This is a genomic window from Vibrio bathopelagicus (genome assembly GCF_014879975.1).
Classification (GTDB): domain Bacteria; phylum Pseudomonadota; class Gammaproteobacteria; order Enterobacterales; family Vibrionaceae; genus Vibrio; species Vibrio bathopelagicus.
Genome location: NZ_CP062501.1, coordinates 1,581,537 through 1,596,560, shown reverse-complemented (window position 1 = coordinate 1,596,560; position 15,024 = coordinate 1,581,537). Strand labels below are relative to the sequence as shown.

At 43.1% G+C, this 15,024-nt stretch carries 13 protein-coding genes and 1 pseudogene; 9 read left to right on the top strand and 5 right to left on the bottom strand.

What is annotated here, in order from left to right; genetic code table 11:
* Positions 1-26: 26 nt before the first annotated feature.
* Both IHV80_RS23395 and IHV80_RS23390 read left to right on the top strand, forming a co-directional pair.
* Positions 27-2,321: a hypothetical protein gene (locus tag IHV80_RS23395; RefSeq protein WP_192891182.1), complete on the top strand. Its 2,295-nt coding sequence runs from the start codon at positions 27-29 to the stop codon at positions 2,319-2,321.
* Between the two features lie 176 nt (positions 2,322-2,497).
* The gene (locus IHV80_RS23390; RefSeq protein ID WP_192891181.1) at positions 2,498-3,208 is read left to right on the top strand and encodes a hypothetical protein; all 711 of its coding nucleotides are present in this window, start codon (positions 2,498-2,500) and stop codon (positions 3,206-3,208) included.
* A 197-nt stretch (positions 3,209-3,405) separates the two neighbouring features.
* Here the strand turns inward: IHV80_RS23390 and IHV80_RS23385 are convergent, their stop codons facing one another.
* On the bottom strand, positions 3,406-3,621 hold the full coding sequence (locus tag IHV80_RS23385) for a hypothetical protein (protein WP_017109081.1): 216 nt from the start codon (positions 3,619-3,621) through the stop codon (positions 3,406-3,408).
* A 170-nt stretch (positions 3,622-3,791) separates the two neighbouring features.
* Between IHV80_RS23385 and IHV80_RS23380 the strand changes: the two genes are divergently transcribed.
* Both IHV80_RS23380 and IHV80_RS23375 read left to right on the top strand, forming a co-directional pair.
* Positions 3,792-4,841 (top strand): cysteine synthase A, encoded by a 1,050-nt coding sequence (locus tag IHV80_RS23380; RefSeq protein WP_192892210.1) that lies wholly within the window; start codon positions 3,792-3,794, stop codon positions 4,839-4,841.
* A 178-nt stretch (positions 4,842-5,019) separates the two neighbouring features.
* Positions 5,020-5,406 (top strand): hypothetical protein, encoded by a 387-nt coding sequence (locus IHV80_RS23375; RefSeq protein WP_192891180.1) that lies wholly within the window; start codon positions 5,020-5,022, stop codon positions 5,404-5,406.
* Between the two features lie 205 nt (positions 5,407-5,611).
* Here the strand turns inward: IHV80_RS23375 and IHV80_RS23370 are convergent, their stop codons facing one another.
* Positions 5,612-6,544, bottom strand: a complete 933-nt coding sequence (locus IHV80_RS23370) for a LysR family transcriptional regulator (RefSeq protein ID WP_192891179.1) — start codon at positions 6,542-6,544, stop codon at positions 5,612-5,614.
* A gap of 210 nt (positions 6,545-6,754) precedes the next feature.
* Between IHV80_RS23370 and IHV80_RS23365 the strand changes: the two are divergent.
* The 3 genes and pseudogenes from IHV80_RS23365 (at position 6,755) to IHV80_RS23355 (ending at position 9,340) form a co-directional block, all read left to right on the top strand.
* Positions 6,755-7,539: pseudogene (locus IHV80_RS23365) on the top strand (glycine betaine ABC transporter substrate-binding protein).
* A gap of 164 nt (positions 7,540-7,703) precedes the next feature.
* Positions 7,704-8,735: a zinc-binding alcohol dehydrogenase family protein gene (locus IHV80_RS23360; protein ID WP_192891178.1), complete on the top strand. Its 1,032-nt coding sequence runs from the start codon at positions 7,704-7,706 to the stop codon at positions 8,733-8,735.
* 185 nt (positions 8,736-8,920) lie between these two features.
* Positions 8,921-9,340, top strand: a complete 420-nt coding sequence (locus IHV80_RS23355; protein WP_192891177.1) for a VOC family protein — start codon at positions 8,921-8,923, stop codon at positions 9,338-9,340.
* A 163-nt stretch (positions 9,341-9,503) separates the two neighbouring features.
* Here IHV80_RS23355 and IHV80_RS23350 read toward each other — a convergent pair whose 3' ends face one another.
* Entirely contained in the window at positions 9,504-10,403 is a 900-nt protein-coding gene (locus IHV80_RS23350) for a DMT family transporter (protein ID WP_192891176.1), read from the bottom strand.
* Positions 10,404-10,570: 167 nt separating this feature from the next.
* On the opposite strand from IHV80_RS23350, the gene IHV80_RS23345 reads away from it, so the two are divergent.
* Both IHV80_RS23345 and IHV80_RS23340 read left to right on the top strand, forming a co-directional pair.
* Positions 10,571-10,915 (top strand): DUF1330 domain-containing protein, encoded by a 345-nt coding sequence (locus IHV80_RS23345; RefSeq protein WP_192891175.1) that lies wholly within the window; start codon positions 10,571-10,573, stop codon positions 10,913-10,915.
* Between the two features lie 315 nt (positions 10,916-11,230).
* Entirely contained in the window at positions 11,231-12,631 is a 1,401-nt protein-coding gene (locus IHV80_RS23340) for an alpha-amylase family protein (protein WP_192891174.1), read from the top strand.
* 119 nt (positions 12,632-12,750) lie between these two features.
* Here the strand turns inward: IHV80_RS23340 and IHV80_RS23335 are convergent, their stop codons facing one another.
* Together IHV80_RS23335 and IHV80_RS23330 are read right to left on the bottom strand one after the other, a co-directional pair.
* Positions 12,751-13,872 carry an FAD-dependent monooxygenase gene (locus IHV80_RS23335; protein WP_192891173.1) on the bottom strand — a complete coding sequence of 374 codons (1,122 nt, stop codon included), beginning with the start codon at positions 13,870-13,872 and terminating at the stop codon, positions 12,751-12,753.
* A 133-nt stretch (positions 13,873-14,005) separates the two neighbouring features.
* Positions 14,006-14,959, bottom strand: coding sequence for a LysR family transcriptional regulator (locus IHV80_RS23330; protein WP_192891172.1), 954 nt, complete (start codon positions 14,957-14,959; stop codon positions 14,006-14,008).
* Positions 14,960-15,024 lie beyond the last annotated feature (65 nt).

Genomic DNA, 15,024 nt, shown 5'->3' with positions numbered 1-15,024 from the left:
TAATTATATTTACCGGACTTAATTACATGAACATGAATAAAACAATTCTAGCAACTTTAATTACAACTGCATTTTCAAGCAATGTTATTGCACAAAGCGTGGATGTTGAATTAGCAAATTTAGCGACTGAAAAAGCGATCCAATCTCAAATGGATAGTATTGATACATCAACGCTTGCTAAGCTGAATGCACAAAATAACAAGGTAGTGGAGTTAAACGGCGTAGTTTACGAGCAAGATGACTCAGGAGTATGGAAAGCTATTGGTACTGGTGCTCTAGGTCTTACTGCCGCTCTATTTAGCGGGTCTTCGAATTCGTCATCAAATGGTTCATCAGCTATGCATGACTATGAACAAGGTCCAGTCTTGCCAGACGCTGACAATGGCCCAATCAAAGATAAGCCTTCTTTACCAATTGCAGATAACGACCTGAAGGCTCAATGGTCTGTAGGTGAAGATGAAAAAGGCCGTAAAGCGCTGATGAATAATGGTGAAGTTGTTGCTTACGTAGCTAATGACGGCACTCGTTTACGTAACGCTGACAATGAACCATTGGGTTCAATTACTTCATCGGTAAATGGTAACGGCGTAACTACTTATTCTGTAACACTAAATAACAACTCTCAGTATGAGGGAGCTACGATCACTTATCGTGAAGGTAACGCTGGCAACCAGAATTTCACTATTACATCAGATGATGGTCAAACAACCTATCACTGGCGACAAGACCGTGGTTTCTACAAAGTAGACACTGATAATAACTGGGGAGTTGTTCCTGAATATGATCACCCTGTCGCAGGTCCGGATGATGAAGGGTCAATTGTCAAACCAGACGATAAGCCAGACTACCCAGTTCAAGGTCCTGGTGAAGACATTGATCCAGATTTCCAAGTTAAGCCTGAATTCAATGATAAAAATTCGTCACCAGAATGGGGTATAACTCCGGAATACGATAACCCAATCTCAGGTCCGGATGATGAAGGTTCAATTGTCAAACCAGACGATAAGCCAGACTACCCAGTTCAAGGTCCAGGTGAAGACATTGATCCAGATTTCCAAGTTAAGCCTGAGTTCAATGATAAAGATTCGTCACCAGAGTGGGGCGTAATTCCTGAATATGATAACCCAATCGCAGGACCGGATGATGAAGGTTCAATTGTCAAACCAGGCGATAAGCCAGACTACCCAGTTCAAGGTCCAGGTGAAGACATTGATCCAGATTTCCAAATTAAGCCTGAATTCAATGATAAAGATTCGTCACCAGAGTGGGGTATAACTCCGGAATACGATAACCCAATCGCAGGACCGGATGATGAAGGTTCAATTGTCAAACCAGATGATAAGCCAGACTACCCAGTTCAAGGTCCAGGTGAAAACATTGACCCAGATTTCCAAGTTAAGCCTGAGTTCAATGATAAGGATTCGTCACCTGAGTGGGGCGTAATTCCTGAATATGATCACCCTGTCGCAGGACCGGATGATGAAGGTTCAATTGTCAAACCAGGCGATAAGCCAGACTACCCAGTCCAAGGTCCAGGTGAAGACATTGATCCAGATTTCCAAGTTAAGCCTGAGTTCAATGATAAAGATTCGTCACCTGAGTGGGGTGTAAATCCTGAGATCAGTGGAGGTGAAGGTTCACAAGAGTTGATAATCAAAGATGGCGGAATTTTCTTTGGCGGTGAAAAAATTGGCTTTATTGCATCTGACGGCAACGTAAACCTATATGAGAAAGGTAAGGTTGGCACCGTAACAGCTACGTCTGGTGGAGGCAACGTTTCTCAAATTACATTAAATGGTGGCCAAACAATTGATATCGCAAGAAATCAAGGCAATGCTATGAAAACCACTATTACAGCAAACAATGGTTCACAGATCGTGATTGACCATTCAGATGGCTCTATTACTACTGTTAAACCTCGTCCAGAGGTTGATAAGCCTGAGTTCGAACTACCAAGCTTTGAGCGTGTGAGTATTGGTGAGATTGAAGTAGATAAAGACAACCAAACTATCAAGATTAACGATGAGTTATTTTATCTTACTGAAGGTGGTGAGTTTGTAACTATCGATGGCAAGCGTATTTTGTTGAGTAAAGATGAGAACCACAATATTACTTTGCACAGCGCACAAGGTGATCTTTTAGCGACTGTACATGCCGCTAAGATTGGAGGTGGCATTCGTTTAGTTGTACATGCGGATGGGTCTAGAACCTTTATTGGTGAGCAAGGTCGCATGCTAACCATAGACGCAGACAAAAAGAACACCTTGAAATCTAAAGCCGGTGCTCTTAAAGCAAAGATTAAGGCAAAGTTCTCTAAGTAAATACGGAACTAAAGAGTTCATGTAGGGCAAAGGATTGTCCACCCCTTTTTAAGCCTATTAAGTCTGCCTTAATAGGCTTTTTCGTATTAATCAATATTCCAATTCTTTCACTGCTTATATCATTGCTATCAATAAATAACAGCTCTCATGGATTGAGATCTAAATACGGTTTCAACATGAATAAAATATACTCGCTCGCACTTATTTGTTTCCCTTTTTCTGTACAAGCTGATTGGCAAGATGTTGTTGATTACGTGGGGGACACTTTTAATATCTCCATTAGCAAGCAAAACTATCTCGAACAGAATATTGATAACGAACTGACCTACACACTATATGGTTCACATAACTTTAATGAGACTTGGCGTGTATTCGGACAGTACGATAGCGATCACTTTGGAGAGGTAGGGATTGGCTATTCCTTTATTCTTGTTGATTTAATCTACAATGAGGTGACCGTTGCCGCTGGTGGTAACTTGGATAACGTAGAGGTTTACAACTCTGGGCTGTTTAGCGCTTTTGCTTGGAAAGATGCTGTTTTCTATACCGACATTACCGTTCAATATATAGACCAAGAACGTATTTTTATTCGAGATGAAAGCATTTCTTTAGATAAAACCCTCGGTAGTTTTTATGACGTGAATGATTGGCTATCTTTATCTCTCTCTTACACCCATCAAATGACACATTACAAAAAATGGACGCCTCATTTAGAAAAGTTTTCAGTTTGTCAGACTCACTGTTATGGCGATAATAGCTACTCTCATTATTTGAGCCCAGGCATTACCATCTCTATGTTCGGAGTCAAACCAACAGTTTCTTATAACTATTACTTTGATAATTTAGATTACAATAGTATCGATTTCAATCTAACGTTCGATTTTTGATTGCTCAACAGTCGGTAGAACTTTTGTAATTTAGCTTAAAATCAAATACTGAAAAGCGAGCCAAAGTGGCTCGCTTTTTTGTGTCTAATAAAGATGCATCTGAGCTTTTTAGTAGGCGCATAGCCCACAATACCATCCTCAAGCACCTTTAGAAGATAGCTTTAATTACAACTTTCCAGGTGTTCCGAAATAGCTAATTATTTAGCCTCTGAACGGTAGTTTGGATCTGTCCAACATCGAGGTAACTCTTCACCTGACATAAACACCAGTTCGGACTTTTTAAACATCTCAGGGTCTTGCTGTTCCTCGCCAGCTTGAAACCGACCTTCGATGCTGTCCTGAAATAAGTTGGTTAATTTGGTCATTTCAGTAACATCTACGAGGTCACCGCTCTTTTTCTCTTTTAGAAACATTTTGCTACCCTCAATTTAATCGATCACCCTTAATTATAATTGCTATTAAGAAAATGAGAGCCTTTTCAAATCCGGCACTCCTTGACTAAGCAAACCTCAGAGCTACGCTTATGATCATCGACAACTCAATCGATGAACAAACTCATCCTCAACAAATAAATGGAGTCGCGATGTCATCTGTCCATGTTGCAAACAATCTCAGTGAACTAATTGGCGATACCGATCTTGTTAGAATCAACAGTCTTTCAGAGATATCAGGTTGTGAGATTCTTCTTAAGTGTGAACACCAAAACCCGGGTGGTTCGATTAAAGATAGAGCAGCACTTCAGCTTGTTATGGATGCTGTAGAAGCGGGTAAGCTGAAGCCGGGAATGACAATCGTCGAAGGTACCGCGGGAAATACGGGGATTGGCCTTGCTCTAGTGGCTAAATCCCTCGGTTATAAAATGTTGGTGGTGATGCCAAAAGGGCAGGCACAAGAGAAGGAGCGTATGATCTCGCTTTATAACGCTGAATTGTTATTGGTCGATCCTTGTCCTTTTGCGAATCCTGAACACTTTTACCACACGGCCAAGCGGATTGGTGTCGAAAATGAGAATTATTGGTGGGCAGATCAGTTCGAAAATCTCAGTAATTATAGAGCACACTATTTTAATACTGGACCGGAAATTTGGCAGCAAACACAAGGTAATATTGATGCTCTAGTTTCAGTTGTGGGGACTGGTGGAACTATTGCTGGAAACTCACACTACCTATCTGAGCAGCAACCCAATCTTGAAACTTGGTTAGTTGACCCAAATGGCTCCGGTATTTATTCGTTTCTACGTAATGGGCACTATCAATCAACGGGAAGCTCGTTCACGGAAGGTATAGGGATCATGCGGACGGTTGAAAATTTCAGGCAGGCAAAAATCAATCGTGCAATAACGCTTCCCGATCAGGATTTGGTTACGATATCCCGCCTTGTTGCAGAGCATGACGGAATTCTTCTAGGAAGCAGTTCGTCGTTGAACGTAGCAGGGGCGCTATACGCTGCTGCTAGAATGGGGAAGGGGAAAACCATCGTTACATTTAGTTGTGACCTTGCTGAACGCTCTTATTCGAAGCTGCACAACGAAGCGTTTCTGAAAGAAAAAGAGATACAGCTCAATAAAGAAAACCTTTCTCAATTATGGGCACGTTATCAAGCAGAAGATGGCAGCATGGTCGTCAACGTATAGCGTCGTAATGAGATGATGTCCCAGGTGAGCGAAGCCTTAAATTTATCCATAGTCATCATGGTGCTCTGTACTTGGTACAAATATTTAGATCGAATCAGGCTCAGGTTGTGATTGAGATAGTATTTTGCTACAAAACGCGCATAATCTCGCTATACAACATTTAAAGAAGAAATTACCTATGACTAGCTTTCAATACTACTTTCACCAACTGCCTTGCTTCGACTGTAAAAAAACGACGGTAAGTACTGATCTTGGTTGGTTAACGCCTGCGATGAAAGAGGATGCTATAGCTCAACTAACAGCGACTCTTGCACAAGGTGAGGTTACGCCAGATCTTTCAGCAAACGTCGTTTGTACTAAAGATGAAGCTCGTGAGTACTTATTGCTGAACTTCTTCGGCTATTCAGAAGAAGAGCTAACAAGCGATATCGAAGCGGATGATGAAAAAGAAGTCGCGGATGAAATCGCAGAGCTACTAGAAGAAGGCAAAGATACGATCACTTTCGAACATGAAATTGCTCTTCAGTGCTGTGTTGACTGTGATGTTGAAGAAGAGTCAAACTAAGCGCTCGTATTTGAGTCGATACATCCATTGATACAGTGTGATGTTCAAATGATTAAAGGCGTTAGCGAATTGAAGTTCGCTAACGCCTTTTTGTTTTTTGTCTTCTATGCGCTAGTGTCTTAGAAATGTTGTTTTTGTAGAAACATTGGTTTTTAAAAGACGTTGGCTTTTTAAAAGGCATTAGTTTTTAAGAGGGGTTAGCCCACTAGGATTGTTGAGGTTCGATAATGCCCTGCTCACTCAGTTGAGAAAGGATCTCTGCGGTTTTTTCTCTGAATAAATCTCTTAGCAAGCGAACAGTTGGTGTGATGGATTGACGACTTGGACACACTAACCACAGCTCGGTTGATGTTGGCTTGAACTCGGGCATGATTTTAACCACTTCGCCAGAAAGCAAATGACTCGACATATCTAAACAAGATTTGATCGCCACGCCTTTCCCTGCAACACACCAACGTCTAACAAGGTCAGCATCGTTCGATGCACGATTCCCTTTCAGCTTCACTTTATGATCCTGCTTGCCATTGTTAAACACCCATTCGTCTTGCAACATATCATGCAGTTGATAAAGCAATCCATTGTGTTCAGCTAAGTCGCTCGGCTGGTTTGGTGTTCCCATCTCGGCTAAATATTCAGGGGCAGCGCACAATATTCTCGGCACATCGCAGATCTTGAAGCCATACATGTTGGCGTCAGTCGGAGAGCCGTAACGCAGTGCCATATCAACAGAATCACGATAAAAATCAATATTGCTGTCGCTAATGCTAGTGCGAAGTGTCGCCTTGGGATATTCAAGCAGAAACTCATCAAGCCAAGGTGTAATGAGGTTTCTTCCTAGGTCCGAAGAAAGCGCAATGCGGATTTCACCATCAAGAATACCAAGCTCTTCGCGCATGTTGAGCTTGGCTTGCTCCAATATTATTAAGGCTTGTTCGCACTCAGGTAAATAACGTTCGCCTGCTGAAGAGAGCCGTAAATGGCGTGTTGTTCTTACAAATAGTTCAGCACCCAGTGCGGCTTCAACACGTTTGACGGCTGCACTTGCGGTGGCTGTGCGCATGTCTAGGTTGGTAGCTGCAGCGGTGATGCTGCGAAACTCCGCTACCTTTAAAATGACCTGCAAGTCTTCAAGAAGCATATTATCTACCTGTGTTTGATAATGTTCTAAACATTGTATTGAAATCTTTTCTAATCACAAAGCGGGTTAATCCTGATTTACCCCTTCTAAGCTAACTTCATACGCTCAATTACCAAAATATATTTGATAATTATTCAAATGTTAGGCTGTTTTTCGCTAGTTTTTGGCCATGTACTATCTCTATCAAGCTGAACAAAAGGGGAAAACAACATGACGAAGAAAATCACAATTGGCGTAACAGATTTGTCGTTTCACCGAACCACCGCCTCACTGGTTGCTAATGTACTAAAGCAATGGGCTTCGAGGTAGAGCGTATCTTCTCTCCTCATCAAGAAAACTTTGAAAAACTGAAAGCTGGTGAAGTAGACATGCTCTCTTCGGCATGGTTGCCATCAAGCCACGGCATCTACAAAGCGGGCGTTGAGGAAGTTGAGCCGCTTATCGAACTTGGCCTTCATTATGAACCTTACGCGTTATGGGGCGTGCCTGATTATGTCCCCGAAGAGGCCGTTTCTGAAGTCGCTGATCTAGTAAAGCAAAAAGTTGTCGAGAAAATGATCTCTACAATTCAGGGTATTAACCCCGGTGCTGGCATCACACGTTTCTCTATACAGATGATGAAAGAGTATGGTTTGAGCGATGCGGGTTATGAGTTTTTCCCGGGTAGCGAAGACGATTGTTTTGATGCCTTTGAAAGCGCCGTAGCGAACAAAGAGTGGGTTGTTGTACCGCTTTGGAAGCCTCAATTTTTGCATTATCGCTACTATATTCGAGAGCTTAAAGAACCAAAAGGTTTGCTAGGCATTGTAGATAGAGCGGTACTTCTTTTAAGAGATGACAAGAAGCACCTGTTCAGCGAACAACAGATTCAGAAGCTAGATTCACTGCGATTCTCGAACGATATTATCGCAGAGTTAGATTATAAAGTTTGCCGTGAAGGTAAGCCGCAAGATGAAGTCACGCGTGACTGGTTGATTGAGCAAGGCCTTATCTAACCGTTATGCCTCCATGCAGCGGCTAACAGTGTTACATGTTCGTGTTACCCAATCAGTGGTCACACGATTATCAAATAATATTTGAATATGATTCAAACATTAGGCGGTTTATCTAGAGTGATAATTCTCTAAGATTAACTCATCTAATTTAAGGAGAAAGCACCATGTCACTACCATCAAAAATGAAAGCTATCGGATTTACTCAGTCACTTGCCATTGCAGAAAAAAACAGTCTGTTTGAGTTTGAAACGAACCTGCCAGAACTAAAAGAAAATGATTTGCTTGTAAAAGTGAACGCTACTTCTATCAACCCAGCAGACGCAAAAATTCGCATTCGCAGTGCTCAAGATAAAACACTTGAGCAGCCAAAAGTACTTGGTTATGACGCGGTTGGTGAAGTTGTCGGTAAAGGTACAGACGTTGAAGGCTTTGAACTAGGCGACCGTGTTTACTATGCCGGTGACGTAACTCGCATGGGATCTAACGCGGAATACCAAGCCGTCGATTACCGTATTACGGCTAAAGCACCAAAGAGCCTTTCTGATGAAGCTGCTGCTGTTATGCCGCTAGCAACACTCACCGCGTGGGAAGCATTGTTTGATCGTCTGCGTGTTCGTCCTGAAGAGAAAAAATCGATTCTGATCATAGGTGGTGCTGGTGGCGTCGGTTCAATCACCATTCAATTGGCGAGCCAACTGACTAACCTGACGGTCATTGCGACGGCTTCAAGACCTGAAACCGAACAGTGGGTAAGGGATATGGGTGCAGACCACGTGGTGAATCACCGTAATTTGGTTGATTCTGTGCGAGAGCAAGGCATCCAGCATGTCGATTACATCTTCAATGTTGCCGATACAAAGGGGCACTGGGAATCGATGGTGGAGCTGATTGCACCACAAGGTATGATCAGTTCTATTGTTGAGTTCGATGGCGGAATTGATCTGTCGGCGCTTCAAGGCAAGTCTGCGGGTTTTGTGTGGGAGCTGATGTTCACACGTTCACTGTTCAACACAGATGATATTCAGAAACAACAAGACATCTTGTTCCAAGTAGCAAATCTGATTGATGCTGGACGTATTAAATCTACGCTTACCACAACATTGAATGGCTTGAGTGTTGATACGCTGAAAGAAGCACACCAGCTTATTGAGAGCAGTGCATCTATCGGTAAAACTGCTATTAAATACGGATTGTAGTTGGTTCAAATAGAAGTCACAGTTGAAGAGGTCGTCTAAACTTAAAGTTTGTATGTAGTCAAAGTAGAACAAATTAGGCTCTAAAAACGTTCTCGAAATAAATGCAAATTAATGCTTTACCTCAACTTAACTTGAGCTATTAGTATGTGTAACGTTGCTTACGAGAATACTTTAAGGAGAGAAGAATGATCCAACTTGAACATGTGAATTTAGTCGTTAAAGACATCCCTGAAATGCTGACTTTCTACAAAGCGGCGTTCCCTCATTGGTACGTCCGTGATGAGGGGAAAGGTGAATGGTCAGGCAAGCCCCGTAATTGGCTGCATTTTGGTGACGAATACCAATACATCGCATTGAGTGATCATGGAGAGGGTGAGAATAGAGACTTAGCAGGACATTCTGTTGGCCTCGCGCACTTCGCTTATGTGACTCATAATATAGAGGGCGTGATTACACGTCTTGTGGAGGCAGGCTTCCCAATTGCTAAGCCTGGAGCAGAAGAACCTTATCGTAAAAACGTTTACTTCGTGGATCCGGCAGGCTTTGAAATCGAGTTCGTTGAATACCTGAGCGATGATCCCAAACAGCGCAATGCTACAAGCTAGTTGTATAGGACTAGATAGCTATGTAATACCATGAGTTATCTAGGCGAAAATAGGCTAGAGAATACTTATCTAAAAGGGCATTGTGGAATCATCCGCAATGCCCTTTTTAGGTCTATTTAATAGCTGGTTGGTTAACTGATAGTTAGCCCAGTTGCCTGGTTATCTACTTAGCCTTGAACGGCACTAATAGCTGTTTGCCAAACACATTTATTAGCGCGCCAGTCACGATCAATCCACCACCCAGATAGGTCCAAACTGATGGGATTTCATTAAAGATCCACACGCCTAACAGTGCTGAGAAGACAATCTGAACGTATGAGTATGCCGAAGCTTTACCGGCCGCTTGAGTCTGCATCGCTTTGGTCAAACCGTATTGGCCTATCTGTGTGAAAATCCCGACTAACACTAACATCACGGTTAAGAATAGGCTCGGCCATACAAAGTCGTGCCAAATAAGGGCTGTCGATATTGGTAGGGCAACCAGTGGGAAGTAGAAGATGATCACTGAGCTGTCTTCCGTCTGGCTCAGCTTTCTCACAATCACATAAGCAATCGAGCTACCAAATGCGCCACACAACGCCACCATAATACTGAATAGGGGTAACTCGCTGCTCGCACCGCTATTCATGCTTGGCTGTACCATCACCAATAATCCCGCTAGGCAGAATGCAATGCAGATCATGGTCGATTTCTGGACGCGTTCTTTGAGGAACAACACGCCGAGCAAGGCGGTAAAGACGGGATGCACGTATTGAAGGATAGTTGCTTCTGCTAACGGAAGGGTGGTTACAGCGTAGTAAACACACATCAGCGCTGCTGTACCTACGGCTCCACGAACAAACAACAAAGGTTTGTTATTACCCCAGATCGAAATGCCTTTTCGTTTTACGTCGATGTAGCTGATGGCCAAAGACACCAAAGCCCTTGCTGCAACGATTTCAAATACAGGTATGCCGTAATTGCTTATGTATTTCACACAAGCTGACATCAGTGCGAATCCAAAAGCGGAGAGGATCATGAATCGAACCCCAACAGGGATTTGTGAAAAAGAGAAAGAAGACATAAAAATATCAATAGGCTGAGGGAAAAGGAATCATAGCTTAGTTTGGTATTGTCGACCAAAACCTTTGACTGTTTAATATTCTTTGAGTAGTAGATAAAAGGCTATTGACTTAAAGTTAACTTGAACTTGTAAGCTGAAATCAACTTACAACACAAAGGCAAAATACAATGACAAATCCTACTCCAGCTTACCTAGTATGCAGTTCAATTTTTGAAGACGATCATGGCTCACTCAACGATTACTTCGAAGCGGTTCATCCGCTAATTGAAAAATCTGGTGCAGAGGTTCTGATAGCAGGCTCGTTAGAGCAAAATATAGAACTGGTGGAAGGGCAGTGGCCTAATCAAAAGGCGAAATTTACTTTGTTTAAGTTCGAATCGATGGAGAAGCTCAGAGAGTTTTGGTATTCAGAGGAGTATCAGAGCATTAAACACTTAAGAACAAATGTTATCCCACCTAATTTTACGTTCATCACCGAAGGGTTTGATGAGTCCAGTTATAGCCTTGATTAACCCAATTTGATCTGAACTAATTAGACTAATATTGAGGTCGATCAGTATTGTTGAGGTATCGAAAGGTACCTCAACAATGAGAGTTTCACACCAATCCAGTAAGGTGTGGACTCTTTATTACTTACACGATACTTCTGACTTGATGACTAAGGGATTGTTATCATTCAATAGGCCTCTACAGAACCTCTACCATGGCTCAATTTTATAAAGTCAACCCCAACAGAGAGTGACCCTAATTCAACTCTGACTTATTTTGGTTTCAATTGGTTTTTGCCTTCTTATTATTTCTATGAATAGATAATAAGAGACATTTTTATGAAACCAATAAATACCCTACTCATATCCACACTCGCGCTTTGCTCTTTTAGTTCAGCCACTTATGCCGACACCATCCTGCATGCTTTCAACTGGAAGTATTCAGATGTGACGACCAACGCCAATCAAATTGCTCAAGCCGGTTATAAGAAAGTACTGGTTGCTCCGGCAATGAAATCCAGTGGCAGCCAATGGTGGGCGCGTTACCAACCTCAAGATTTGCGTACCATCGACTCTCCTTTGGGCAATAAACAAGATTTGGCCGCAATGATCGCCGCACTCAAAGTTGTGGGCGTTGATGTTTACGCTGATGTAGTGCTGAACCATATGGCGAATGAAAGTTGGAAGCGAAGTGACTTGGATTACCCTGGCACTGAAGTGCTAAACGACTATGCTAGCCGTTCAAGCTACTATGCCAACCAGACTCTGTTTGGCAACCTAGCACAAGGCTTTGTCTCGGCTAATGACTTCCATGCCGCAGGCTGTATTTCGGATTGGAACGACCCTGGCCATGTTCAATACTGGCGTTTATGTGGCGCCGATGGTGATGTGGGTCTTCCGGATCTAGATCCAAATAACTGGGTGGTTTCACAACAGCGTTTATATCTGAAAGCGTTAAAGGACATGGGCATCAAAGGTTTCCGAATTGATGCGGTGAAACACATGAGCCAGTACCAAATCGACCAAGTGTTTACGTCTGAGATTACAGCGAACATGCATGTGTTTGGTGAAGTCATTACCAGTGGTGGAGCAGGGAATAGCGGCTATGAGTCGTTCCTAGCGCCATACCTAAACAACACCAATCACTCTGCGTACGATTTCCCGTTGTTTGCATCGATTCGCTCGGCATTCTCTATGGGTGGTGGTATGAACCAACTGCATGATCCAAAAGCGTACGGCCAAGCATTGGATGACAATCGCTCGATCACCTTCGCCATCACGCATGATATTCCAACTAATGACGGCTTCCGTTATCAAATCATGGATCCACAAGATGAGCAGCTCGCTTACGCTTATATCCTTGGTAAAGACGGTGGCACGCCGTTGATCTACAGCGATGATCTTCCTGATTCAGAAGATAAGGATAACGGTCGTTGGGGCAATGTTTGGAACAGTTCGACAATGAAAAATATGTTGAGCTTCCACAATGCGATGCAAGGTAAAACAATGACGATGATCGCGAGCGACCAATGTACTTTGCTGTTCAAGCGAGGCAAAGAAGGTGTGGTTGGTATTAATAAGTGTGGCGAAACTCGTGGGGTGACGGTTGATACTTACCAGCATGAATTTAACTGGAATGTTCAATACAAAGACGTATTAAGCAGCGCGACAGAAACTGTGACTTCTCGTTATCACACCTTCAACTTACCACCACGCAGTGCGCGTATGTTTAAGTTGTAGTGTTTAGCATTCATAGCTAGCAGTCATTAGGTAACTGTGAGCAAAGCCAACAACCTAAAAAGCCGCAGCTAATACTGCGGCTTTTCTAGCAGAGAATGCATTGCTAGCGCATTAAGCCGTTAAAAAGGCGAGCGGCTATTCGCGATGGCGAACTGTTGGTAAAGCTCTGCCACTTCAACTGGGTTGAACTGATCTTTGTAAGTCAGTTCACTGAGGCGGTGTGTAATGTTTTGCAGCTCGTGAGATCGTTGTTGAGCACGCTGTTGGTAACGTTTGAAAGCGTGCTCTGTGCCTTCAAAGTTAGAGGCAATACTTTGTGCTAGCACATAAGCGTTCTCAATACCTAAGCTAAAACCGATACCCATGGTTGGCAATACAGCGCAACATGAATCTCCGAGTAAAACCGCATTATCACGATACCAAGTATCGAATGGGGCAACATCAGTAAGGGGAGAAGGTAAGATTTTTGATTCTGGCGTATCTCGAATCATATCTAGTAAATAACTAGGGTAGTGAGCGAATTGCTCTAACACGGTTTGCTTAGAAAGCGTCTCACCTTCTTTTACGGCGCACGCAGCAAACCAGTATTTACCTTGGGTTTCTCGGTCATAGGTGTAGGTTACAATGCGAGATTTATCACCTGCGAATACATAACACTCTTCATCACTGATCTCTGGTGTTTTGAAATCAATCTCACCGCGGCAGCAGTAGACGTTCGGTTGTCTTAGAGACACATCAGGTGCCACAAATTTTCTTACTTGAGAGAACACACCATCGGCACCGACAATAATATCTGCATCAAGTGGTTCGCCATTAATAAGAATCTGCGGCTGTTCGCTGTCTTGAGCTACCGTGCAGTGTTGGTTGGTTGCAATGCAATCATCACCTAATTCATTCAATAGCAGTTGGTATAAACGGCTGCGGTGAAACAAACCAATAGGCGCGTTGGCTTTGCTTGGAGAGTCGCTCATGTTGAGCGTGTTGATGGGTAATCCTGTCGCCGTTAATGTCGAGATGGTATCGACTTGGTTACATGCGGCTTTTACTTTGTCGACACCAACCAGTGCCGCAAGCACTTGCATGCCTTCTGGCCACATGATGATGCCGGTACCATCTGCACGCGGCTGTTCCGCTTTTTCGTATATTCGAGCTTTAATACCAAATGTACGCAGTGATAATGCGAGTGCTAAACCATTAAGTCCTGCGCCGATAATCGCGATTTTTAGACGTTGTTGTTCCATGACTTTCTCCTAAGAATAAGATGCCAATATCTGTGTACTGGTTCATAAGGCGTAAGATAGGTCATTCGAATCAATAAATAAACGTTAAGAATTATAAGGTTAATATTATTTTGGGTTTTTAGTCACCGAGCCTTTAATGATCTTGGATTACACCTGACCAATGGTTTTGATGGGATAATGCTTTCAGTAACTCGATTTCTTTTGTCGTCTCTTCTTTAAGCCATTCGATAAGGTCATCGATGACAGGTGAATGAGTGCGTTGGTGGATGAAATAAGTCCACGCACTGTTCTGGATCTTTGCATTCTCTGGGCAATACAAGAAGCCTCGTTGAAGATCCTGCAAAACTAACAGCAAATCCGTCACCGTGACGCCTTCACCTGACAAACAAGCACTGAGCGCCATATCCAAAGACAAGAAACTGGTATTCCTGACCGGTTTTTTCGGTGGGAACTCGACATCGGCTAACCATACTTTCCAGTCATGGTGATCTAAGGTCGGGTGCAGTCGTGGCATGGTTAAGATCGAATCGAGGTCAGTGTCTTTAGTGGTTAAACTCGTAGAGCAGACTGGTGCCATGAACTCTTCACGCAAGAAAGTGATGTCAGGAGCGTTGTCGTATCGTTTTTTGAATCGAGTGTGGAAGATCAACAAGTCGTACTCGCTGCTGTTGATCGCTTCATCCTCTTCAATCACAGGAACAATAACGATCTCATAATCAGAGTAACGCTCGTTCAATTCTCGAACCTTGGAGATCAACACCCGCGTAGCAAAACTCAAGGTCGCTTTGATCACAATACGTTTCTGTTTTGGCTCACTCCAAGATGCGATCACCGATTCGATATTGCCGTAGCTTTCACGCAAAGCCACATACAGATCATGACCTTGTACCGTTAACTCTATGGCTCGATGCTTACGAATGATCAGTGATGCGTTTAGATCATCTTCAAGCTGTTTGATCTGACGGCTGATTGCACTCTGTGTCACGTTGAGCTCATCAGCAGCCAACGTAAAGCTCATCAGTCTTGCAGCCGCTTCGAAGGCTTTTAAGCCATTATGTGAGGATGGCAAGCTAGGATAAGGGGTCATAATTTGTTCGCATGAGTTTATGGAATGCTAGAGTCGCAAATTTATCAATTGAACGCCAGCCTCAT